Below are 23,099 nucleotides of genomic sequence, written 5' to 3'. Positions count from 1 at the left end.
AGTCTGATCCTAAACAGTCTGATCCTAAACAGTCTGATCCTAAACAGTCTGATCCTAAACAGTCTGATCCTAAACAGTCTGATCCTAAACAGTCTGATCCTAAACAAGTCCAAATCAAAATGGGTGAGTATTTATTTTATGCCTCTGGGTGTCAGACCTGTCATACTGCAGATAATGGAAAGTTTCTAGCTGGAGGCAGGGGGTTTAAAATTAAAAATCAAGGAACTGTTTATGCGTCCAATATTACACCTGACCCAGAAACAGGTATTGGTCGGTATACAGATGATGAATTCGTCAGTGCCGTACGCGATGGTGTTGGATATAAAGGAAGGTCTTTAAATCCTGTGATGCCATATTCTGCTTATCGTTTAATGGATAGGGATCAAATATTGGCGATAAAAGGTTATTTAGATCAGCAACCTGCTGTTCGTAATAAAGTAACAAAAGGAAATATGACTGTTTCTGCAGGAAATCAGAATAATAATGTCAATGATGATAGTTTCGAAGAAGACCCACAAAAATCAGCCAAGTGGAATAGAGGTAAATTTTTAGTAGAAGGTCCAGGACATTGTGCTTCTTGTCATTCATCAGTTAATGGGGCACAGGGTAAAACCACCAATTATTCAGGATCAACATATAATGGATGGGTTGCTTATAATATATCTTCTGATGGGGATACGGGCATAGGATCTTGGAGTGACAAAGATCTGCAACAATATTTATCCAAAGGATATGTTGAAGGGCATGGTGCTGCTGTTGGTCCAATGGCGAAAGTGATCAATGATGGGTTATCACATTTAAGCCAAGAGGATATTCGTGCAATGGTTATCTATCTACGCTCCCTATCTCCTCAGGAAAAAGGAGAAGCACCAGCAAATATTCCAGTTGAAGAGTTGAAAAATACGGAGCCAAGTCACAGTCATGGCAGCCATCTTTTTGCTGCTTTGTGTGCCAGTTGCCATTTGGATAATGGTGCGGGAAGGCAAGGTGAATATGAAAGTCTATGGGGATCAAAGACGGCGACATTGACTCAAGGAACCAATCTGATCAAAGTTATTTTGGAAGGTTCAGAATTAAAAGATTCGAAACTTGGGTCTTTTTCCATGCCAGGTTTTAAAGATGGTTATAGTGATCAAGATATTGCGGATATTGCCAATTACGTGATTGCACATTTTGGAAATAGAAATGGACATGTTACGGTCGAACAGGTTAAAAAAGAGCGTGCTTTGTTAAATATGAAATAAATAAAGCTATATCTTCACAAGGAACCTATAATGTTAAAAAAGACTCTTTTAGTTACAGGATTATTGGCACAATTTTCATTGGCACCAACTGTTTTCGCTATGAGTTGTAGTAACCCTATTACTGCATATGATAAAACCTATTGTGCATCATTAAAAATGACTCAACTGGATAAAGAAATCAATGAGCAATATGGAAAAACAATCAAAGTTTTAAAAGCAGATCAAAAACAAGAAGTCAAAAAGACGCAAATCCAATGGATCAGAGCTCGTGATAAAGAATGCTCTAATGGTGGTACTGTGGCTGTAAATTGTGTAAATGATAAAATGATAGCACGCATTGAATTGTTGAAATCAATTGAAAGAGAATGTAAAAACTCTGGTTGTGATAAGGCATTATTATCCAAAGTTGAGTAAGTATTATTTCAAATTTATAAAGACACCGATATAATTTTTTCCTATCATCGCAATTGCTTTTCACAAGCATTATTTGATTTTTAAATTGTGTGTTTTTATTTCGAAGACAGTAAATAATTTGCGATGATATCTTATTTTATCAATATGAAAATAATGATTGTTAATAAAAATTCTTCAATAATATTCATTATAGTAATAATCTATATTGTCATAAATAACACACCTTCGTTGCCTTTTTTTAATATTTAAGAAATTATCGATAAATCTCATTGTTAATATTGAAATCGTAATATAATAAAACTGTAATCTTATCTTAATGAGACATTCATTGTTATTCGTGATGATTGTTCTTTAAAATAATTGATATAATTTTTACTTATAACGATGAGTTTATCATGAATTTAAAGTTTTCTTTTCCGTCTTCTTGCATTGCTAGCTTATTATTTATTACACCGTTACTGTGTTTTACGGATGCTTCTTTGGCGCAAACAACGGCATTAAATACTCCAAGATTACAGGGAATGGATAATTTTCGTGATCTTGCAGGAACTGATACAGCTTATACAACTGCTCATAACGGGGTAATGAAATCTGGAGTTTTCTATCGTTCTAATGCAATCACGCCTGTTGGTAACGATTTAAGTATAATGGAAAAATTAAATATAGGCACAGTTATTGATCTTAGAACTGACGCTGAAATTGCTGGCACACCAGATACTATTCCGTCTGGTAGTTCTTATCATCATATTGATATTATCGGAGGCAAGCAAAGTCTTGTGACACTTGATCTTCAAAATTTGACGGCTGATCAAGTGAATAGGGGTATGCAAAATACAGAACGTAGTTTTGTTACAGATCCACGTGCAAGATTGGGTTTTGGTGATGAACTGAGAATATTAGCAAATGCTGAGTCTGCTGCTGTTTTTCACTGTACAGCAGGTAAGGATCGCACGGGTTGGACTGCGGCTGTATTACAATCTATTGCTGGCGTTGACAGCAAGGACATTATGTCTAATTATTTAGCAACCAATGAGTATAGTGGCGAGCGTATTAATGCAACTGTAGCGAAGATGCCAACCGCAGTGCAAGGTGCATATCGCACAATTTTATCGGTTGATAAAACGTGGTTAGAAGCAGGGTTTGATCAAGTTTCCCAAACTTATGGCAGTATGGAGAATTATCTTAAACAAGGACTTGGTTTAGATCAAGCCACTATCTATGTATTGCGTGGAAAGATGGTGCGTTATTTATCCTTGCCTGGTCAAGAAAATTTTAAAGGCAATGCTGCTTCTGGTGCTAATCTATTAAATGCATTACAAGGTACTGCTTTGTCAGGGGCTTACACAAATTACAATTATTATCTTCAATCCGCAATCGATCAAGGTACGTTGAACGGTTTGGAAATGCGTGTCGGTGGACAAGTTTACGCTGATGCAGCAAGCTATTTATTGCGCCAGCCTTCTAAAATGAATGATATGTTAATGCCTTTAACAACAGGCAGAGGAATGAAAAACGGTGAAACTGCTTTTTGGATGCAGGGGCTCAGTAATTATCTCAGCACAGATTCAAGAAATGGGTTTAATTCCAGTAATGAATATACAGGTGGGACAGTTTTTGGATTAACGCATCGTTTTAATCAGAAACTATCTGTTAACGGTGGGTTGGGTTATAATTATGGTAATGTCAACAGTAATGGTGGACGGGTTACAACCAATAGTGGCTTTGTTACTTTAGGTGGCAACTATGCGTTTAAAGGGCTTGATAACTCTGGCGCATGGATAAGAGCGCAAGCGAATATTGGTTACGTCAATTATCAAAGTGAACGCCAATTAGGGAATGGTTTCAGCTCAACGAAAGGCAATACTAGTGGTGCGTATTACAGCGGTCGTGCGATGGCAGGGTGGTTGTTCAAAGCCAATGCATTCACCATTGATCCATCGGTTGGAATACAAGTGACCAGCCTGCATTTAGGTCGTGTTCGCGAAAAAGGCAGTGAGCTGGCATTAAATATGTCTAGGTTTGACAAAATCCAACCCAGCTTGGTTGCGAATGTTGATCTCAACTTTAATCCATTACATTCGGGACAATGGAGTTTCACACCAGGGATGACTTTGGGTTATGAACGTATTCTAAGCAATGCCAGTGTCAATCAATATGGCAGTATTTACGGAGTTGGTGTTAAACAATATTCAGCGTTTAATAGTCCAAATATCTACAAGGCGGGCGCACATTTGACGGCTCAAAGAGGTCAGTGGTCTTTTAATATTAGTGCAGATTACTATGGTGCTGGACTAAACAGTCATGGTGTCAATGGAATGCTTGGAACAACATTAAATTTTTAACTAAATAAAAAAATAATCCGATACCGTTATGTATGATTTATGACGGTATTGTGATTATTTTTTGAATTTTATATTTCAATAGATTTTTTTCGGACTAAATTAACACTGCTAATGGCTATGAAAATTAATATAACGCCAATAAATTGTAAAAGCGTTATGTGTTCATCAAGAATAAAATAAGCAAAAGCAATTGCTGCGGGCAACTCCAACGCGGATAAAACGCCCCCAATACCCGCTGTGATTTTTGGCATACCTTTGGCAAAGAGTAACAAAGGTAAAACAATCGCAAAACAAGCAATCATCATTCCCCATTTTAAAGAGAGTGGAATGATAGTGAAATTAATTGACCATCCCCAAAGAAGACTGATAACGATAAATGCACCCAAAGAAATATAAAATGACCTGCCCACAGCAGAGGCTTGGGGGGCTAAATTATTGGTAACCATAATCGTGACTGCATAACAAACCCCTGACATAAAGCTGAGGAACAATCCAAAAGGAGAAATGACAATCGTTGTATTGATAAGATTGGCTGTAAAAACCGTTCCCACCAGAACTACGATGATAGAGATGATTTGTATCGGGTTTGGGACAACTTTTTTAAAAATAAAATCGAGAACAGATGTAATCCATACAGATTGCATCAGCATGACCGCTGCAATGGCTACGGATACATATTCTAATGATGTAAAATAAAAAGAGTTTGTTAATGCCAAGGCAGTACCAGACAGAATAAGACTTCTCTTTGCGCTGGAGTTTAATGGTGTTCCATTGGTTTTTATTTTCTTTGTGCTAATGAAATAGAGTATGCCCAAAGCAAGGCAACCAAAGAAGAATTGGAAAAAGAGTATATTTGCTTCGGTGATCCCATCTTGTTTAGACAGTTTAATCAAAGAAGCTGGCAACCCATAGCTGATGGTGCCGAGGAGGACTAGAATAATACCTTGTAGCTTTGCAGACATTGTTTATATATCAATCTAACTTATTGAGCTGAGAAATATCAGGGGGTATGTCCTGAAGAGTCTGGGCATTAAATTGTGGATAGACCGTAAAGTCAAATTCTTTGGGTAAGATTTTTTCAAAATGCTTGCGTAGTGCTTGATGATTGTTTTTGAGATTTTCTTTGTTACAAAGCTTATAACTCAATTCTATATTTTCTAATAAGAACTCTATTCTTTCTTGATTATTGAATTTATCAAAAAAAGGTAAAATCGTTGAATTACAACGTTCAAAGGCAACATCATTAGATGGAGAGCGAGAGTAATAAAATGTCATTAACTGATTGACTTGTGTTTCCCATTCTGTGTTATCGGAGAAAGTAAAAATTTTTCTCCAACTGTATGAGTCTATAATAAATGAGCGACTATAAATTATATGTTTACAAATAACCTTGTAATAATCTGTTAGATTTTCGTGAACAAACCAGCCAAATAATAAACATAAATGATCTTGTGGGCATGCTTGTCTAATTAATGTTTGGGTACTTTGAGATAACAAAAGAAAAAAGCTCTTTTTGAGTTGAGATAAGTAAATTATCAAGTATTGAATAATTAGTTTTGAGTTTGAGACGTTGCTAAAATAATCTGTTTCTTCAGAAACAAGTTTGTAAATTTCAGAAGGATAACGTTGTATCAATATAATCAATATTTGCCGATTAAGGAAACGGTTTCTATGACATTCTTCATTTTCAAGTTTAAATGTTAATTTCCATAATGAGCGATATAATTTTAATTCAACTTCTAGAGGTAATTTATTAAGGTATCGATCTTCTATATAACGTTTAATGTTGCTTTGTGTTATTAAAATATTTTGTGCTTCAGATAACTCTTCTAAGATTGTAGGAATAATTTTATCAGTATAAAAAGGTGGTTTTGATAATACGCTTTCAAGTGTATTGCGAATAAGCGCTCTGGTGGTTTCTTTATTGGGTTTATAAAGTTGTAACCCATCACTCAGGATTGGATGAGCGCATAAATGACGTTGTTTTTGTAAATATTTTAAGTTTTCAAAGTTTGCATGATTAATAAGCTTCGTATGTTTTAAAACTTCCTCAAGGATTTGAAGCTCCCAAGCAGAGGATTTATTATTTTTATCTTGCTCAACTTTGATTTTTTGCAATATTTGAGCCGCATTTGGATCATTATATAAATCAATTAAATGTTGTAAGCGTAAAACGATATCGCAGACTGTAACCGACCACAAAGTCACTACAGCAGATCGATATGCCCCGATTTGATAGGTCATCATGACTTCTTGGAAATATAATTTTGTTTCTTTAAAATGAATATTTTCTTGTAATGATTCAATGTCAAATTTATCCATGTCATTTTCTGCCTTTATATCCCGTATTTTATTAATATATCATTATATTTAAAATATGCATTTTCAATCAGATAATTATACAAATAATCACTTGATTTTTTGGAAAAATTCTTTCATATAAACTCTATCGAGATTGCTCGATAAATTCACACGTAAAGTTTTTGCCACTGGTGCCTGCAATATGGATCGGCGCTTTACGGAGGTTTAACCAGAAAGAAAGGAAGCACGTCAAATGGCGATGCCACATTTTACCTTACGTCAATTATTAGAAGCTGGTGTTCATTTCGGACATCATACCCGTCGTTGGAACCCAAAAATGGCTCCATTTTTGTTTGGGGTTCGTAATCAGGTTCATATCATCGATTTGCAACAAACCGTTCCTATGTTGGATCGCGCATTAAATGCAGTTCGTGATACCGTTGCTAATGGTGGACGTGTTCTTTTTGTTGGAACAAAACGTACAGCAGCAGAAAGCGTTGCTGAAACTGCAAAACGTTGTGGTCAATATTATGTAAACCATCGTTGGTTGGGCGGAATGCTGACCAACTGGAAAACAATTACCAATTCAATTAAACGTTTACGTCAAGTTGAAGAAACCCTTGATGGCGACACAGCAGGTTTGACAAAGAAAGAAGTTCTGCAATTAACACGTGAACGTGAAAAATTGGAACGTTCTTTGGGCGGTATTAAAGAAATGGGTGGTCTTCCAGACATTCTTTTCATTATCGACACCAACAAAGAAAAATTAGCTGTTCAAGAAGCAAATAAACTTGGTATTCCAGTAGTTGCGATTTTGGATAGTAACTCTGATCCAGCAGGAATTACTTATCCTGTTCCTGGTAATGATGATGCATTACGCTCTATCAATCTTTATTGTGAGTTGATTTCTGGTGCAGTTCTTGACGGTATTTCTGCTGAACTTGGTGCTTCTGGTGAAGATCTAGGCGCTTCAGAAGAGTTACCTCCTGAAGTCATGATGGAAACTGTTTCTATCGAAGAAACATCAGAAATTCCTGCTTAATTATCATAAGTTATCAGAATTTTGATTTGATATAGGCAAAGCCATCGGCTTTGTCTGAATAGTGATAAGTGGGCGTCTCGAATTGATCGGGACGCTTCTGCATTTAAAAAAGAGGACGATTATGGCACAAATTACAGCCGCGTTAGTAAAAGAATTACGCGAAAAAACCGGTGCTGGTATGATGGATTGTAAAAAAGCACTGAACGAAACCGCTGGGAATGTCGAAGAAGCAATCGATTGGTTGCGTACAAAAGGTCTTGCAACAGCTGCTAAAAAATCGGGTCGTGTTGCTGCTGAAGGTCTTGTTGGTGTTGCAACAGCTGGTAATAAAGCTGCGGTTGTTGAAATCAATGCTGAAACAGATTTTGTTGCACGTAATGAACAATTCCAACAATTTGTTGAAGATGCAGCAAAAGTTGCATTAACAACAGGTGACGATGTTGAAGCATTGAAAAATGCGACAATGGAAAATGGTAAAACAGTTGCTGAAAACTTAACCACTTTGATCGCAACCATTGGTGAAAACATGACCATCCGTCGTGTGCGTGTATTAGAAGTTGGTAATGGTGTCGTGGGCAGCTATATTCACGGTGCATTACGTCCAACTGTTGGTAAAATTGCCGTATTGGCTGCATTAGAAGCTCCAGCAGCATCAGCTGATCTTGAAGATTTAGGTCGTAAAATCGGTATGCAAGTTGCAGCAGTTCGCCCAATTGCGTTAAAAATTGAAGAAGTTTCTTCTGAAGAATTAGAACGTGAAAAAGCGATCTTTGTAGAGCAAGCTCGTGCTTCTGGTAAACCAGACAATATCATTGAAAAAATGATCGATGGTCGTATCCGCAAATTCTATGAAGAAGTTGTGTTGCTTGAACAACTATGGATCCATGACGGCGAAAGCAGAGTTAAAGCTGTAATCGACAAAAGTGGTTCTAAACTTGTTGCTTTTGAACGCTTCCACCTTGGTGAAGGCATTGAAAAAGAAGAATCAGATTTTGCTGCTGAAGTTGCGCAAGCCGCTAAAGGTTAATCTGTTTTTAAAGAAAGGAGAGGAGATTCATGCTTGAATGGTCTTCTCCTTCTATTATCCTAAGCACACGACATTATGGTGAAACTGACGGAATTGTCAGTCTCTTATCTTTGGATCAAGGATTATGTCGTGGTTTAGTACGAGCTATGGGGGCTCGAAAAAATACCTCTATTTGGCAAATGGGCAATTTTGTTGCGGCTGAATGGTCAGCAAGATTGTCAGATCAGTTGGGACATTTTAAAGGGGAGTTGGTCAGAGCCAATTTTGCTTCTATCTCACCCTTTCCATTTGCATATTCAATTTTATCTTCAATCTGCTCGGTCGCAGAAAGTAGCTTGATTGAAAGACAACCCGTCCCAGATATCGCACGATTATTATTCAAAATACTGACCTTTTTAAGTTTAGATCCTCAAGAAGCAGAACAAAAAGCGATGCCACAACTTCTTCGTTGGGAAGTTTTATTGTTGGCTGAGCTTGGTTATGGTTTAGATTTTTCTGTTTGTAAAGAATATGGAGCAGACAAGGCTTATTGGGTATCTCCTAAAACAGGGAAAGTTGTAACAGAAGAAATGGCTGGCGAATGGAAACCTCGTTTACTCCGTCTTCCTTTGTTATTTATTGATGACACTGACGAAGGCAATCTTCAAGATTGGTATGATGGGTTGCTTTTGACTGGTTATTTTTTAGAGAAACACGTGTTTTATCTGAAAAATAAACCTCTACCCAATGCTAGACGATTACTTACAGAGAAAATTAATCAATTACTCTGAGTAAGTAAGACGATATTATCTAGTAACCTCAAAAACATGATCATCAGTTACTAGAATAAATCATTATGTATAATTGTTTTTGCTATTTAAATGAAGTATGACTTCGACAGATTCTAGTCCAATTAAATATTCTTGGTGTTGCTCTGCACAAAGTTATTGATAACCTTGTTTTGAGCTTAATATTGAAAGGGGCTGTAATTCAATAGCATAATTTTTATTAATTAATGCATTTTGCCCATGGATAAAGACCATATTCAATCATTTTTTTTCGCATATAATGCTTATTTATTTTGAATAAATTATCACATTGAATGAACTCTGTAATGATAGACAAACAATTGTTTTTACATTTAGAAACTCGGTAAGCAGATAATGAGGACATTTTAACTAAATGTTATTTTCGTTTCGACAATATGACTATTGATAATATCGATCAGCAAACTTATAACTTGGAAATACAACAGCTATTCATAAATTGAACGTATTCATCCATTCCTTTTCTTTTGTAATAAAGCTATCGTTATTATACAATAATATTAAATTAGGAAAAGATGATGGTTGCTGTTCAAGATACCAAAACATTACTCGTCAAAGAAAAAGATTATGGCACGACTGCACATGGTGAAACTGTAAAAGAATTTACATTACAAAATATTCATGGCGTAGAGGTGAAATTTATTACCTATGGTGGGTCAATTACCTCTGTCAAAGTGCCTGATAAAAACGGTAATTTTGAAAATGTAATCCTTGGTTTTTTAAGTCTTCAACAATATGAAAATGATCCAGGAGCTAGGCCTTATTTTGGTGCATTAATCGGGCGTTATGCTAACCGTATTGCAAGGAAATTTTGCCTTGAGGGGAAAGAATATAGTCCTTCTTTAAATGAAAATTCCAATTGCTTGCACGGGGGTAAAGTTGGTTTTGACAAACAAGTATGGCAAGCAGAAGTATTGGAGCAATCAGATCATCAACTATCTGTAGGATTATCATTACATAGTCAAGACGGAGATCAAGGTTTCCCAGGAAATTTGTCTGTTCAAGTGATTTATAGCCTTAATAATGACAATGAATTTTCTATTCGTTATCAGGCAAAAACGGATCAAACAACAGTCATTAACTTAACTAATCATAGTTATATTAACTTAGCAGGTGAGGGGAATGGTTCAATCGAAAACCACAAATTGCAACTTTTCTGTAGTGGTTACACGCCTGTCGATCAGTATATGATTCCAACTGGAGAGATTGCTTCTGTCGCAAATACACCTATGGATTTCAGAGAAAATAGATATATTGGGGATCATATTCGTGATAATTTTGATCAACTTTACAAAGCGATTGGTTACGATCATAATTTCGTGATCGATGGATATTCAAAAGAAACCATGCGCCCCGCAGCGATATTACATCACGAACAAAGTGGTAGGAAATTAGAATTATTCACGACCTTGCCAGGTATGCAAGTTTATACAGGCAATGCCTTGCGTGGTAATTTGAAAGGATATTCTGGTAAAGCCTATCGTCAATGTGAAGGTATTGCCTTTGAACCACAATACTATCCAGATAGTCCTAATCAGGCTAATTTTCCATCCACGACTTTACAACCAACAGAAGTTTTCGATGAGAAAACGATTTATCGTTTTTCTGTAGTGTTATAGTTTTTTGGGTTAGCAATCATGTTTGACATAGGTATAATGGTTTAGGATATTTCTTATTTATATCTACGTCATATTAGATCATTGAAAGAATATTATTCTTTGAGTATCGAACCCTGCTTGTTTCGCAAGTTGGACATATTCTTTTAACTTGTCAGATGGCATTGTTGGTGTCCGTGATAATATCCATAAATAATTTTTATTAGAGCCAACAACCAGAGCATAATGATAGTCTTCATCAAGTTTTATAATATTATATCCGCCGTAAAAGGGTCCAAAAAATGAAACTTTTAAAGCACCTATGCTAGGATTTTCAACAAAGTAACCTTTACCAACGGCCTCTTTCCATTTTTTTTTATTAGGATCCCATCCTTTATTCAGAACTCTGATACCGCCATCTGTACGAGATGTATAGTTGGCAGAAGCTTGTGTTAATCCTTTTTCAAAACGATTATCAATTCTTGCGACTTCATACCATGTTCCCAAGTAACGTGATAAATCAAAATTTGTTATTGGATGAATATCTTTAGGCGGTTTAACACTGCATCCAAAAAGCAGGAATGAGCTTAATAAAGCTAAAAGTGAGCGCATAACAATCCTCTAAAATATTAATCGATAGTGTGATTGTGAGAGGTATCCCATTTAAAATGGATTGATTATTAAGAGTATGATATAAATTTTTATGTGCTAGAAGCAACTAAATAATAACAGGTAATATATTTTATCAACAATTATTTTTGTGAAGGGATTTAAGAATGTTTAAATTATGGAGCAACTCTTATAAAGACGGCGATATAATGCCAAAGGCACAACGCTTTAATGGAATGGGACAAGATGGGGATAATTTGTCACCTTCTTTATTTTGGGAAAATGCACCAACAGGCACGAAAAGTTTTGTAATTACCATGTTTGATCCTGATGCACCGACAGGATGTGGATGGTGGCATTGGGTGGTTGCAAATATCCCCACAACTGTTACGCATTTAGACGAGGGTGCATCCTCCAAAGGAATGCCAGAAGGGTCTATTCAAGTTCGTAATGATTTCAGTTTTTATGAATATGGTGGAGCAGCACCGCCTCCTGGGGTTAAACATCGTTATATTATAACAATTCACGCTCTGGATGTTGAAAAACTGGATATTACCCAAGATGTGTCCCCAGCCTATATCGGGTTCAATACGCATTTCCATTCTTTAGGATCGGCGCAATTGACTTGTGTTTTTGGAACCGAAAAATAAGCTAGGTAAAAAAAAGGCATAAAGGAAATTCTTTATGCCCTTAATCATAAATAATGTTTAAAATAAGTTAGACTATTTTAACATATCTTCTGTAAACGCTCTCATTGGTGTTTTACGAACGGGTGAGCCGTTAGCTTTATGATATTCAACGGTTGACCGTGGCAATTTTTTACCACGAATTGCATCCGCTATTTTTTCACCAATCATAATTGTAGTTGCATTAAGATTTCCAGTAATAATGATCGGCATGATAGATGCATCTGCGACACGCAGACCTTCTACACCATAAACACGTCCTTCGTAATCCACGACCGACATATCATCAGATCCCATTTTGTTACTACCGCACGGATGGTAAGCTGTTTCAGCATGGTTTTTAACAAATTCGTCTAGCTCTGCATCGGTCTTGGCTATTTTACCAGGGCTGATTTCTTTACCGCGATATTCATCCAAGGCTGGTTGATGCATGATTTCACGAGTAATACGAATACCAGCACGGAATTCTTCCCAATCTTGTTCTGCAGACATATAATTAAACAGAATGCTTGGATGGTCATGAGGGTTCAATGAGGTAAGACGAATTCTGCCTCTTGAAGGGGAGCGCATAGAACCAACATGGGCTTGGAAACCATGTTTTTTAATCCCATTACTTCCGTTATAATTAATAGCTACAGGTAAGAAGTGGTATTGAATATTTGGCCATTCAAACTTATCACTTGATCTAATAAAGCCACCCGCTTCAAATTGATTAGAGGCTCCAACACCTTTTCCAAATAATAGCCATTCTGCACCAATTGGAGGCTGATTATACCAAATTAAAGCAGGATATAAAGAAATTGGTTTTGTACATTCATATTGTAAATACATTTCTAAATGATCTTGCAAATTCTGACCAACGCCAGGCAAAACATGCACAGGAGTAATACCGAATTCGTCAAGAACATCTTTTGGTCCAACGCCAGAACGTTGTAAAATTTGTGGTGATGCAATGGCACCCGCACTTAAAATTACTTCTTTTTTAGCGTAAACAACATTCATTTCTGTTTCATTACCATGGATATATTGAACACCAATGGCACGCTTACCAGAAAATAAAATTTTGTCGGTCACAGCATGGGTAATAATTTTAATATTTTTACGTTTTTTTGCTTTATCTAGATATCCACGAGCAGTACTTGAACGACGACCATTTGGGGTAACTGTACGATCCATCGGACCAAAGCCCTCTTGTTGATACCCATTTAAATCATCTGTGCGTGGATATCCAGCTTGTACACCAGCCTCGACCATCGCATGGAATAATTCGTTATTTCCTTCTTTCGGTGTGGTTACGCTGACGGGACCGTCTCCACCATGAAAGTTATTAGCACCAATATCTCTTGTCTCAGCCTTACGATAATAAGGCAGACAATCAGCATAAGTCCAATCAGACAGGCTTTTGTCTTGTTCAGCCCAGTTATCTAAATCCATGGCATTACCACGAATGTAACACATTCCGTTAATAAGGGACGATCCACCCAACCCTTTACCACGACCACACTCCATACGACGGTTATTCATATGCGGTTCTGGATCAGTTAAATAAGCCCAGTTATAACGACGTCCTTGAAGAGGATATGCCAATGCAGCAGGCATTTGGGTTCTAAAGTCGAAGCGATAATCAGGTCCACCCGCTTCTAAAAGCAGAACAGTTGTATCACGATCTTCTGTTAAGCGAGTTGCGATTGTATTTCCCGCAGAACCAGCACCAATGATGATATAATCATATTCTTTAATGGTCATTGTTTTTATCCTTATCTTAATTAAGTAACATTACGAATGAATTAGAAAATTGAGCTATATTTATCCATCTCTACTTGAATAGATTTTACACGTGTATAATGTTCCAAAGTTGAGATACCGTTTTCTCTGCCTACGCCAGATTGTTTATAGCCACCAACGGGCATTTCAGCAGGGGACTCTCCCCATGTATTAATCCAACAAATCCCTGCTTTGATCTGATGAATAATACGATGTGCGCGACTAATATCTTTGCTAACCACACCAGCAGCCAAACCAAAAGGCGTATTGTTAGCACGCGCAATTGCTTCCTCTTCGGTATTATAATACAGAACGCTCATAACTGGGCCAAAGATTTCATCTGTAACGATGCTCATATCGTCTTGGCAGTCGGTAAAGATTGTTGGTTGAACATAAGCACCTTTGCCAAAATCTTTTGATGTTTCGCGTGAACCACCACAAAGTAAATTTGCGCCTTCTTGTTTCCCTTTTTCCATATAAGACAATACTTTTTCCATATGTTGGAAACTAACAAGGGGTCCCATATTTGTTTTTTCATCCATTGGGTGACCAAGATGAATATGTTGAACACGTTCTAGTAGTTTTGCTTCGAAAGCTTTTTTCATAGAAGCAGGCACGAAAACACGAGTACCGTTGGTACAAACTTGACCTGTGCTAAAGAAGTTCGCCATCATTGCGATATTAACAGCATCGTTCACATCTGCATCATCACAAATAATTAACGGCGATTTGCCGCCTAATTCCATCGTGACTTCTTTTAAAGAAGAGCTGGCAGCCAAAGACATCACTTTTTTGCCAGTTGGAACAGAGCCTGTGAATGAAATCTTCTCGATAACAGGATGGGCAGATAACATTGCACCAACGTCACCCAGACCTTGAACAACGTTAAATACACCATCAGGAACGCCTGCTTCTGTATATATTTCTGCAAGTTTAAGAGCCGTTAACGGTGTGACTTCACTTGGTTTAAAAATCATAGCATTTCCAGCAGCTAAAGCAGGGGCTGATTTCCAAAGAGCGATTTGAATTGGATAGTTCCACGCACCAATACCCGCAACAACGCCCAAAGGTTCGCGGCGTGTATAAAAGAAACTGGTTTCACGTAAAGGAACTTGTTCACCTTGGATCGCGGTTGCTAACCCTGCGTAATATTCCAAGACATCTGCACCTGTGACGATATCAACCGTTGATGTTTCAGAATAAGCTTTACCTGTATCCAATGTTTCAAGCTCGGCCAACTCATCATTACGTGTACGAAGAATATCAACCGCTTTCCTTAGGATACGCGATCTTTCCATTGCTGTCATCGCGCCCCAGACCGCTTGTCCTTTTTCTGCACTTTTTACTGCTTGATTAATATCCTCTTGTGACGCAGATTGAACAATCCCAATCGTCTCACCATTTGCAGGGTTTACAGTTTCGAATGTTGTGCCGCTGGTTGCGTTAACATATTTACCATGAATATAAAGTTGATATGTTTTGTTGTTACTCATTAGGATCCTCTTTTTTTATTTTATATAGTTTTATTTGCATGTCTAAATATTGATAAGCAATTTCACGAGCTTGTAAAATATCGAATTGAACATGGATACTCATCAAACTGCCTCTAAGCCATAAACCATCAATCAACGAAGCCATTCCTCGGGCAGCAATGATGGCTTGTTCAACTGGAATGATTCGTTGAAATTGATATTTAAGATTTGAATAGAGACGCTTTTCATTCACACGCTGTAGGCGATGAAGTTCAGGTTCGTGCATACTGGAATTCCAAAATTCCAACCAGACACGAATCGCTTTATTATTGACTTGGCTAATATCAAAATTCGAATCAATGATCGTTTTAATAATCTCTACAGGATCTGTTACGGTTTTTCTTTTTGTCTCGCCTATTGAATGTAAATTACGTAACATATCCCGCATACAGGCATTAAGAAGTCCTTGTTTGTTACCAAAATAATGGCTTAAGATACCTGTGGATAAATCAGCCTTTTGCGCTATTTTAGCAAGAGTTGTATTTGCGAGACCAACTTCATGAATAACATCAACCGTGGCATCTAAGATTTGTTTAGTTCTGATACTTTCTGGTTCATATCTATTTTTTTTCATGATCGTTCATTCTTATAATTAATGCCTGTGTCAAAGAATATGTATCGATGTTATGTAAAATACAGTAACATTGATTGAACGATCAATCAATCGCTTGAATGAAAAATAAAATTATGTATATTATTTCCACAGATAAAATCTTTTCTGCAAAATACATCTAAGACCCGTTAATCATATGGGCTTTGCTATTTTCAGATCTTTTCGGAGTCTATAATGCCTCATGACGTAGTAAGTAGAGATAAAACAGGTCTAAATTTGCTTGTATTTTTAGGGTCAGCTGTTTCCATTACACTGTTTGGAATAGCTTTTGTTTTGTTTCCAGATATATGTGCCAATATTTTACAATGGTCACAAAGACAAGCTAACCATTTTTTCGGATGGTATTACATCTTGGTGGTGATATCCTGCCTAGGTTTTGTCATTTGGTTGGGATTTTCCAAATACGGCAGCGTGCCTTTGGGAAAAGACGATGATCGACCTGAGTTTGGGTACTTAGCATGGACTTCAATGTTATTTTCCGCAGGTATCGGTATTGCTTTGTTATATTATGGCACTGCTGAACCTTTGGATCATTTCCTACGACCTCCTGAAGGGGTGCCAGGGACACGTGATGCCGCTCGTCAGGCAATGGTTTATACTTTTCTGCATTGGGGCGTTCATGGCTGGGCTTTATACGCGCTTGTTGGAATTACCATTGGATATTTCGGATTCCGATTGAATTTTCCTTTGGCGTTGAGGTCTGCGTTATATCCAATTTTTGGTAATAAAATATACGGAATCATTGGTGATCTTGTTGACGGATTCGGAATATTGGCAACAGTTACTTCACTTGTGACCAATTTGGGTATTGGTGCATTGGTAATCTTGTCAGGCGTAAATTTCGTATTTCCTGAAATTGCGAATAATCACTTCAACCTTGTCGTTGTCGTTATTGCAATGATGATGGTTGCAACGATTACGGCAGTTGTCAGAATTGACAAAGGATTAGCCATTTTATCCAACGTCAATATTCGTATGTTATGTTTATTGTTATTATTTGTATTTTTTACTGGACCAACGACTCATTTAATTAATGCACTCGTACAGAATGTAGGAGATTATTTAAGTCAATTTGTTAAACAAAGTTTTAATTTATATACTTATAACAATAAAGCATCAGATTGGCTGGCTGACTGGACAATATTTTATTGGGCTTGGTGGATTGCGTGGGCACCATTCGTAGGGCTATTTATTGCACGTATTTCAAAAGGCAGAACAATTCGAGAAGTAACCTTGGGTGTTTGTTTGATACCTTTAGGATTCACATTAGCGTGGCTATCCATCTTTGGTAATTCTGCAATAGAACTTGTATTTCAACAAGGTCAAACAGGGTTGGGGCAACTAGCATTGACTGACCAAGCTTTATCTTTATTTAAATTCTTGGAATTCTTGCCTTTGAATCCTTATGTTGCATTTATTGTTATTATCATGTGTTTTATTCTATTCCTTAGCCCAGTCGGTTCTGGGACGATGATGGTTGCAAGCTTGTCTACCAAAGGAAAAACAAATGACGAAGATTCTCCTATTTGGCTAAGAATCTTTTGGTCAATTGTGATTACGATTGTCAGTATCAGTCTTTTGTTAGCAGGCAGCTTTGGTGCTATGCAAAATGGTGTTGTTTTATGTGGTTTACCGTTCTCGGCTATTCTGCTGCTTTATATCTACGGTCTTGCCACCGCATTAAAAAGCGACCCTTTATTTACTCATAAAAATGTAGCAAATGAATTAGATCAACAAGAGAAATTGAAGGATTAATTTCTCAGTTTTGCAAAGTGAAATAAAAATATCTAAATGATTATATTGGAATTTATAGAACTAAAATTCCAATATAATCTTTCAGTGATTTAATCTGTAAAGTGCGTTAAATTACTTTATTAATGTAATATATCAGGTGCCACACAACCAGAAATAATCAGCAAAAATTACTAAATAGTAAGATAAACTGCTTGCGAATCTATATTGCAGGATAAATTATTCATTCCCATTATTGATTAACAGAACCAGCGCCATTAGTAGCATGACAAAGATAAAAACTTTCTTTTAAACCTGTTTGGGCTTGGTATTCTTTTTCAACCGCTTGACGAATATCATCAACCATTTCAGTTGGGGCAAGGGCAACAACACAGCCACCAAAGCCACCACCAGTCATTCGAACGCCACCTTTGTCACCTAAAACCGCTTTAACAATATCAACTAAAGCATCAACAGCAGGGGCAGTAATTTCAAAATCATCTTTCATAGAAAGGTGGCTCTCCTGCATCAGTTCTGCCATTCTTGTAATGTTATTTTCACTTAATGCCGTTGCAGCCTCTAATGTGCGAGCATTTTCAGTGATGATATGTCTAGCCCGGCGATATAAAATGTCACTTAATTGCGTTTGATGCTGTTCAAGTAATTCTATTGTCGCATCCCGTAATTTTGATACATTCAAAATGCTAGCAGCTTCTTCACATTGCTGACGGCGTAAGTTATATTCGCTGTCAACCAAACCATGTTTGACATTACTATTAATAATAACGACGGCTAAGTCGGTTGGTATCGCAATTGATTGAGTCTCAAGATTACGACAATCAATTAATAAAGCGTGATCTTGCTCACCAAGTGTAGCAATGAACTGATCCATAATGCCACAATTCATGCCAACGAACTGGTTTTCAGCCTTTTGACAAATTTTTGCCAGTTCTTTTGGATCAATATCGAGGTTATGAAGGATTTTAATTGTTGTCCCGATTGATACTTCTAATGCTGCTGAAGAGCTTAACCCAGCCCCCAAAGGAACATTACCATGAATGACTAAATCCGCTCCTGTGAAGTTAGGATGTATTTCTTGGATATATTTAAATACGCCTCGGACATAATTAGCCCAGCTATTTTCAGAATGTGTAATAGGTTTATTCAGTTCAAAACTGTCTTTACCATCGAAATCAGCGGCAATCATATTGACTTGATAATCGGTTCTTGGTCTACTGGCAATCAATGTATTATAGTTAATTGCACAAGGCAAAACAAACCCATCATTGTAATCCGTATGCTCACCAATTAAATTAACTCGACCAGGTGCTTGAACAACAAGTTCAGCTGAATATCCGTATTTTTTTCCAAATAGAAGTTGTATTTCTTTAATCATTTTTTGCATAATTAGACTTCTTTATAATGAGTATTACTTAATATACGCAGGCGTTCTGCGGCTTGTTCTGGGGTAATATCACGTTGTGCTTGAGCAAGCATTTCATAACCGACAAGAAATTTTTTGGTTGTTGCAGAACGGAGGAGTGGAGGATAAAAATGTGCATGAAGTTGCCAATGTTCTGTCGTTTTTTCTGTAAACGGTGCGCCATGCCATCCCATCGAATAAGGGAAAGAACAATTGAATAAATTATCATATTTTATGGTTAAGCTTTTTAAAATAATTGCTAAATCGGTTTGTTGTTCTGAAGACAATTCGTTTAAGCGATGAACAATTTGTTTCGGTAATAAAATTATTTCAAAGGGCCAAACTGCCCAATAAGGAACGAGAGCTACCCAATATTCAGTTTCAACAACAATACGTTCTTTTTGCTGCAACTCTCTTTGCACATAATCCATTAATAGTACACCGTGATGCTCTTGAAAATAACGCTCTTGGCATAAATCCTCTTGATGGATTTCGTTTGGAATAAAATTACTGCTCCATATTTGACCATGAGGATGCGGGTTGGAACATCCCATCATAGCACCTTTATTTTCAAACAGCTGCACCCATTTATATTGTTGACCCAATTCGTTTAACTGTTCAATCCATGTTTGAATGATGTCTTGAATAGAAGAAACAGAAAGCTCAGGCAAAGTTTTGCTGTGGTCTGGTGAAAAACAAATGACCTTACAGGTTCCTTGAACAGATTCTATTTTAAATAAAGGATCATCATTTTTTTGGTAAAAAGGGGTATCAGGCAGTAGGGCAGCAAAATCATTATTAAATATATAAGTGGATCTATACTGAGGATTTATATCGCCTGTTATGCGTTTATTTCCTGCACATAAGTAGCAATTAGGGTCGTGGTGAACAGTCTCTTTTTGAACGGGAACTTCTGTTTGTCCTTGCCAAGGTCGTTTCGCACGATGAGGAGATACCAACACCCATTCATCAGTCAATGGATTATAGCGTTGATGTGGATGATCGACGGGGTTGAAGTCAGACATTTGGAATCTCCTAATACAGATACTATTACATAAACCCTTTAGGATTTTTACTTTGCCAATTCCACGAATCTTTCACCATGTCATGAAGAGTTAGTTTCGTTTCCCAATGTAATAATTCTTTAGCTTTATCAGCATCCGCCCAATAAGCAGGGAGATCACCAGCACGGCGAGGGGCAAAATGCCAAGCTAATTTTTTACCAAAGACATCTTCAAATGCAGCAATAACCTCTAACACACTATTTCCATGGCCAGAGCCAAGGTTGAAAATATGCACACCTTGATGATCTTGGTTATATTTCAATGCTGCCAAATGCCCATCGGCAAGATCCATCACATGAATATAGTCACGTACGCAAGTGCCGTCTGCCGTCTCATAATCATCACCAAAAACAGCCAATGACTCTCTTTTTCCAATAGCCACTTGGGTCATGTAAGGCATTAAATTATTGGGAATACCTTGTGGATCTTCACCCATCAATCCAGAAGCGTGGGCGCCGACAGGATTAAAATATCTCAGTAACGTAATGGACCAATCAGGTTCTGCAATAATTAAATCTTGTAATATTTTTTCAATAAATAGTTTGCTACGTCCATAAGGTTGCGTTGGTTCACCAGTTTCCATCGTTTCAACATAAGGGACAATTGGTTGTGTCCCATAAACCGTGGCAGAAGAACTAAAGATAATTTTCTTTACATTTGCTTCACGCATTGCTTCGAATAAAATTAAAGAACCATAAACATTACAATTATAATATTCTAAAGGTTTGTGGACAGATTCACCAACTGCTTTTAATCCCGCAAAGTGAATAACACTATCAATTTGGTTTTCTGCAAAAATTGTTTTTAATAGCGCTTTATCGCGAATGTCACCTTGATAAAATTTAGGCTTTTGCCCTGTGATTTCTTCGATACGATCTAAAACCATTTCCTTACTGTTACAAAGATTATCGATGATAATTGGCGTATAGCCTTGGTTGATTAATTGAACGCAAGTATGGCTGCCAATATAGCCGCAACCACCAGTCACTAAGATTTTCATTTTAAGAAACCTTTTATAAAAGAAATGATTATTAAATAGTACTCGAAATTATATAATTAAATCTAAATTAATGAAACATCTTCTTTTTAAGATAAAATAGTATATGATTCTCAAGAGTAATCCTTAGCATGATAGTATCAATATGAATCTTCTTATTCGTATATCGACAAACGTTTTTGGTTTGATCTTTTTATGTTCTTGTGCGACGCAAGGAAATAATCAATCAGAGATTAGGTGGAAAAGAAAACAACAATTAATTTTGGTTTTATCGGATGGTTGGAATGTTAATCATGGTATGTTGTTCAGATTTCAATATCAACACCATCATTGGATTTCTGTTGGAAATCCTTTCACCGTGTCCTTAGGAAAAAATGGAGTAGCATGGGGGGCGGGGATGCTCAAGCTGCACAATAAAAAAACAATAAAAACAGAAGGGGATATGCGCAGTCCAGCTGGTATTTATCAAATTGGACAAAGTTTTGGGTATGCTCCCAAATCTAATTCATCTTATCCATACCAGGCATTAACAAAAGATGATTATTGTATTGATAATAGCCAGTCGACTTATTACAATCGTATTATAAATCAACAACAAATCACTTTTGATCCTGTTAAAGATTCCACTGAACCAATGCGACGCGACATTCATTTGAATGGAGATCAATTATATAAATTGGGATTTGTTTTAAAATATAATCCTCAGAATGTGCCTAAATCAGGTAGCTGTATCTTTGTGCATCTTCGACAAGCAAAGACCTCAACAACTGCGGGTTGTACTGCTATGGATGAACAGAATATGGAGGAATTACTAAGTTGGTTGGATAAGCATAACGATCCTGTTTTTATTCTATTGCCACACGATATATATAAACGAAATATTTATAAATGGGATTTACCGAAAATAGCAAAATATGAATAGGATATTCAATCTCATTACAGATGAATATCTATATTTAAATAGTGAGGCGGAGGCGCTGTAACAAACAAAAGTAATTTTGCTCAGGCTAATATTTTTGTTATTTACGGATAAAGTCGTTTTCTTTGTATCAATAATGAGAGTGTCAAAAAAGATTATTGCTAACGTATCTTTACTGGTAGTTAGTATCATAATTATAAATATTACTATGTACAATAATTTTTCAGGCTGACATGGTGTATAAATGTAATGTAGATATTCATTTTGAAGAATATTTTGATTCTTCTTAGCAAATATAGATTTTTTAAGAACATAAACTATATATTAAAATATTCTAAATTAATTTTTTATTTTGAATTAATTAACGATGTGTTGGAAAACTAAGATTTAGGATATTTAACTCAGTTAAGAGTAAATATATCAATTTTAAACTAATTGCATAAGTTATGGTGCGCCCTGCTGGATTCGAACCAGCGGCCCACAGCTTAGAAGGCTGTTGCTCTATCCTGCTGAGCTAAGGGCGCTTAAAACTAATGTGTCCAGTTCATTTTGCGATTATTATGAAAATTGTCTTCATAATTTTTAACTACGTAACGTGTTGATCCTGGTTCTTCTATATTATAGTCTATAGACTTACGTTCAGCGTAAGCAATTGCTTGCTCTTTAGTTTGGAAAGAAATACTAACTTGAACTTGAGTATCGTTACTTCCAACCCATCCTGTAACAGGATCGTGAGAGCGAGAAGAGGATTGTCCATAATCAAGAACCCATAAATGATGAGCATGCCCTGATTGTGTTGCCTTTTTGGCGCGTTTGTAAATACGAGCCTTTGCCATATGATCCTCTTTGTTCTTAGGAATCTCTAACTTTTTAAAGTTAGAGTTTATTGATGGTCGGGGAGCCCGGATTCGAACCGGGGGCCTCTTGTACCCAAAACAAGCGCGCTAGCCAGGCTGCGCCACACCCCGAATGAACATTTAATTAGACGGT

20 protein-coding genes and 2 tRNA genes are annotated in these 23,099 nt (G+C 36.8%); 10 read left to right on the top strand and 12 right to left on the bottom strand.

Annotation, left to right across the window (positions count from 1 at the left end):
• The 3 genes from PQG52_RS04575 to PQG52_RS04565 form a co-directional block, all read left to right on the top strand.
• Positions 1–1,244 (top strand): cytochrome c (locus PQG52_RS04575; protein WP_271828145.1); only part of this gene is annotated, 1,244 nt, incomplete at its 5' end.
• Positions 1,245–1,274: 30 nt separating this feature from the next.
• The gene (locus PQG52_RS04570; RefSeq protein WP_271828144.1) at positions 1,275–1,658 is read left to right on the top strand and encodes a lysozyme inhibitor LprI family protein; all 384 of its coding nucleotides are present in this window, start codon (positions 1,275–1,277) and stop codon (positions 1,656–1,658) included.
• Between the two features lie 395 nt (positions 1,659–2,053).
• Positions 2,054–4,000 carry a tyrosine-protein phosphatase gene (locus PQG52_RS04565; RefSeq protein WP_271828143.1) on the top strand — a complete coding sequence of 649 codons (1,947 nt, stop codon included), beginning with the start codon at positions 2,054–2,056 and terminating at the stop codon, positions 3,998–4,000.
• 68 nt (positions 4,001–4,068) lie between these two features.
• Here the strand turns inward: PQG52_RS04565 and PQG52_RS04560 are convergent, their stop codons facing one another.
• Entirely contained in the window at positions 4,069–4,962 is an 894-nt protein-coding gene (locus tag PQG52_RS04560) for an EamA family transporter (protein ID WP_271828142.1), read from the bottom strand.
• Between the two features lie 10 nt (positions 4,963–4,972).
• The gene (locus tag PQG52_RS04555; RefSeq protein ID WP_271828141.1) at positions 4,973–6,322 is read right to left on the bottom strand and encodes a hypothetical protein; all 1,350 of its coding nucleotides are present in this window, start codon (positions 6,320–6,322) and stop codon (positions 4,973–4,975) included.
• Between the two features lie 232 nt (positions 6,323–6,554).
• Here PQG52_RS04555 and rpsB point away from each other — a divergent pair, with 232 nt between their 5' ends.
• The 4 genes from rpsB (at position 6,555) to PQG52_RS04535 (ending at position 10,795) form a co-directional block, all read left to right on the top strand.
• On the top strand, positions 6,555–7,343 hold the full coding sequence (gene rpsB, locus PQG52_RS04550; protein WP_271788639.1) for a 30S ribosomal protein S2: 789 nt from the start codon (positions 6,555–6,557) through the stop codon (positions 7,341–7,343).
• 121 nt (positions 7,344–7,464) lie between these two features.
• On the top strand, positions 7,465–8,370 hold the full coding sequence (gene tsf / locus PQG52_RS04545; protein WP_271828140.1) for a translation elongation factor Ts: 906 nt from the start codon (positions 7,465–7,467) through the stop codon (positions 8,368–8,370).
• A gap of 29 nt (positions 8,371–8,399) precedes the next feature.
• On the top strand, positions 8,400–9,140 hold the full coding sequence (gene recO / locus PQG52_RS04540) for a DNA repair protein RecO (protein ID WP_271828139.1): 741 nt from the start codon (positions 8,400–8,402) through the stop codon (positions 9,138–9,140).
• 551 nt (positions 9,141–9,691) lie between these two features.
• Positions 9,692–10,795: an aldose epimerase family protein gene (locus PQG52_RS04535; protein ID WP_271828138.1), complete on the top strand. Its 1,104-nt coding sequence runs from the start codon at positions 9,692–9,694 to the stop codon at positions 10,793–10,795.
• A 78-nt stretch (positions 10,796–10,873) separates the two neighbouring features.
• Here the strand turns inward: PQG52_RS04535 and PQG52_RS04530 are convergent, their stop codons facing one another.
• Positions 10,874–11,383 carry a lipocalin family protein gene (locus PQG52_RS04530; RefSeq protein WP_271828137.1) on the bottom strand — a complete coding sequence of 170 codons (510 nt, stop codon included), beginning with the start codon at positions 11,381–11,383 and terminating at the stop codon, positions 10,874–10,876.
• Positions 11,384–11,547: 164 nt separating this feature from the next.
• Here PQG52_RS04530 and PQG52_RS04525 point away from each other — a divergent pair, with 164 nt between their 5' ends.
• Positions 11,548–12,030 carry a kinase inhibitor gene (locus PQG52_RS04525; RefSeq protein WP_271828136.1) on the top strand — a complete coding sequence of 161 codons (483 nt, stop codon included), beginning with the start codon at positions 11,548–11,550 and terminating at the stop codon, positions 12,028–12,030.
• Positions 12,031–12,102: 72 nt separating this feature from the next.
• Here the strand turns inward: PQG52_RS04525 and betA are convergent, their stop codons facing one another.
• The 3 genes from betA to betI are packed head-to-tail and all read right to left on the bottom strand — an operon-like array spanning position 12,103 to position 15,936.
• A complete protein-coding gene (betA, locus tag PQG52_RS04520; protein ID WP_271828134.1) occupies positions 12,103–13,812 on the bottom strand; it encodes a choline dehydrogenase in 1,710 nt (569 codons plus the stop codon).
• Positions 13,813–13,853: 41 nt separating this feature from the next.
• Positions 13,854–15,323: a betaine-aldehyde dehydrogenase gene (gene betB / locus PQG52_RS04515; RefSeq protein WP_271801284.1), complete on the bottom strand. Its 1,470-nt coding sequence runs from the start codon at positions 15,321–15,323 to the stop codon at positions 13,854–13,856.
• The gene (gene betI / locus PQG52_RS04510; RefSeq protein ID WP_271801285.1) at positions 15,316–15,936 is read right to left on the bottom strand and encodes a transcriptional regulator BetI; all 621 of its coding nucleotides are present in this window, start codon (positions 15,934–15,936) and stop codon (positions 15,316–15,318) included. The genes betB and betI overlap by 8 nt, the downstream gene beginning before the upstream one ends.
• A gap of 213 nt (positions 15,937–16,149) precedes the next feature.
• On the opposite strand from betI, the gene PQG52_RS04505 reads away from it, so the two are divergent.
• Positions 16,150–17,730 (top strand): BCCT family transporter, encoded by a 1,581-nt coding sequence (locus PQG52_RS04505; RefSeq protein WP_271828133.1) that lies wholly within the window; start codon positions 16,150–16,152, stop codon positions 17,728–17,730.
• Positions 17,731–17,959: 229 nt separating this feature from the next.
• Here PQG52_RS04505 and galK read toward each other — a convergent pair whose 3' ends face one another.
• Genes galK through galE form a run of 3 tightly spaced genes read right to left on the bottom strand, consistent with a single transcriptional unit; the run spans position 17,960 to position 21,193 of the window.
• On the bottom strand, positions 17,960–19,111 hold the full coding sequence (gene galK, locus PQG52_RS04500) for a galactokinase (protein ID WP_271828132.1): 1,152 nt from the start codon (positions 19,109–19,111) through the stop codon (positions 17,960–17,962).
• A 2-nt stretch (positions 19,112–19,113) separates the two neighbouring features.
• On the bottom strand, positions 19,114–20,154 hold the full coding sequence (gene galT / locus PQG52_RS04495) for a galactose-1-phosphate uridylyltransferase (RefSeq protein ID WP_271828131.1): 1,041 nt from the start codon (positions 20,152–20,154) through the stop codon (positions 19,114–19,116).
• Positions 20,155–20,179: 25 nt separating this feature from the next.
• Complete coding sequence (gene galE, locus PQG52_RS04490) at positions 20,180–21,193, bottom strand: UDP-glucose 4-epimerase GalE (RefSeq protein ID WP_271828130.1); 1,014 nt, start codon at positions 21,191–21,193, stop codon at positions 20,180–20,182.
• Between the two features lie 142 nt (positions 21,194–21,335).
• Between galE and PQG52_RS04485 the strand changes: the two genes are divergently transcribed.
• The gene (locus PQG52_RS04485) at positions 21,336–22,112 is read left to right on the top strand and encodes a L,D-transpeptidase family protein (RefSeq protein ID WP_271828128.1); all 777 of its coding nucleotides are present in this window, start codon (positions 21,336–21,338) and stop codon (positions 22,110–22,112) included.
• A 444-nt stretch (positions 22,113–22,556) separates the two neighbouring features.
• Here the strand turns inward: PQG52_RS04485 and PQG52_RS04480 are convergent.
• The 3 genes from PQG52_RS04480 to PQG52_RS04470 all read right to left on the bottom strand — a co-directional run bounded on the left by PQG52_RS04480 (position 22,557) and on the right by PQG52_RS04470 (position 23,077).
• Positions 22,557–22,633 (bottom strand) — tRNA-Arg (locus PQG52_RS04480).
• Positions 22,634–22,639: 6 nt separating this feature from the next.
• Complete coding sequence (locus PQG52_RS04475) at positions 22,640–22,945, bottom strand: ETC complex I subunit (RefSeq protein ID WP_271788653.1); 306 nt, start codon at positions 22,943–22,945, stop codon at positions 22,640–22,642.
• A gap of 54 nt (positions 22,946–22,999) precedes the next feature.
• A tRNA-Pro gene (locus PQG52_RS04470) sits at positions 23,000–23,077 on the bottom strand.
• Positions 23,078–23,099: the final 22 nt, after the last annotated feature.

This window comes from Commensalibacter communis (assembly GCF_947179105.1).
Lineage (GTDB): Bacteria > Pseudomonadota > Alphaproteobacteria > Acetobacterales > Acetobacteraceae > Commensalibacter > Commensalibacter communis.
This window is presented reverse-complemented; position numbering and strand designations above follow the sequence as displayed.

Excerpts from the sequence above, each read along its gene's own strand:
- PQG52_RS04570 (WP_271828144.1), top strand. The coding sequence starts at position 1,275 with ATGTTAAAAAAGACTCTTTTAGTTACAGGATTATTGGCACAATTTTCA.
- PQG52_RS04565 (WP_271828143.1), top strand. The coding sequence starts at position 2,054 with ATGAATTTAAAGTTTTCTTTTCCGTCTTCTTGCATTGCTAGCTTATTA.
- PQG52_RS04560 (WP_271828142.1), bottom strand. The coding sequence starts at position 4,962 with ATGTCTGCAAAGCTACAAGGTATTATTCTAGTCCTCCTCGGCACCATC.
- PQG52_RS04555 (WP_271828141.1), bottom strand. The coding sequence starts at position 6,322 with ATGGATAAATTTGACATTGAATCATTACAAGAAAATATTCATTTTAAA.
- rpsB (WP_271788639.1), top strand. The coding sequence starts at position 6,555 with ATGGCGATGCCACATTTTACCTTACGTCAATTATTAGAAGCTGGTGTT.
- tsf (WP_271828140.1), top strand. The coding sequence starts at position 7,465 with ATGGCACAAATTACAGCCGCGTTAGTAAAAGAATTACGCGAAAAAACC.
- recO (WP_271828139.1), top strand. The coding sequence starts at position 8,400 with ATGCTTGAATGGTCTTCTCCTTCTATTATCCTAAGCACACGACATTAT.
- PQG52_RS04535 (WP_271828138.1), top strand. The coding sequence starts at position 9,692 with ATGATGGTTGCTGTTCAAGATACCAAAACATTACTCGTCAAAGAAAAA.
- PQG52_RS04530 (WP_271828137.1), bottom strand. The coding sequence starts at position 11,383 with ATGCGCTCACTTTTAGCTTTATTAAGCTCATTCCTGCTTTTTGGATGC.
- PQG52_RS04525 (WP_271828136.1), top strand. The coding sequence starts at position 11,548 with ATGTTTAAATTATGGAGCAACTCTTATAAAGACGGCGATATAATGCCA.
- betA (WP_271828134.1), bottom strand. The coding sequence starts at position 13,812 with ATGACCATTAAAGAATATGATTATATCATCATTGGTGCTGGTTCTGCG.
- betB (WP_271801284.1), bottom strand. The coding sequence starts at position 15,323 with ATGAGTAACAACAAAACATATCAACTTTATATTCATGGTAAATATGTT.
- betI (WP_271801285.1), bottom strand. The coding sequence starts at position 15,936 with ATGAAAAAAAATAGATATGAACCAGAAAGTATCAGAACTAAACAAATC.
- PQG52_RS04505 (WP_271828133.1), top strand. The coding sequence starts at position 16,150 with ATGCCTCATGACGTAGTAAGTAGAGATAAAACAGGTCTAAATTTGCTT.
- galK (WP_271828132.1), bottom strand. The coding sequence starts at position 19,111 with ATGCAAAAAATGATTAAAGAAATACAACTTCTATTTGGAAAAAAATAC.
- galT (WP_271828131.1), bottom strand. The coding sequence starts at position 20,154 with ATGTCTGACTTCAACCCCGTCGATCATCCACATCAACGCTATAATCCA.
- galE (WP_271828130.1), bottom strand. The coding sequence starts at position 21,193 with ATGAAAATCTTAGTGACTGGTGGTTGCGGCTATATTGGCAGCCATACT.
- PQG52_RS04485 (WP_271828128.1), top strand. The coding sequence starts at position 21,336 with ATGAATCTTCTTATTCGTATATCGACAAACGTTTTTGGTTTGATCTTT.
- PQG52_RS04475 (WP_271788653.1), bottom strand. The coding sequence starts at position 22,945 with ATGGCAAAGGCTCGTATTTACAAACGCGCCAAAAAGGCAACACAATCA.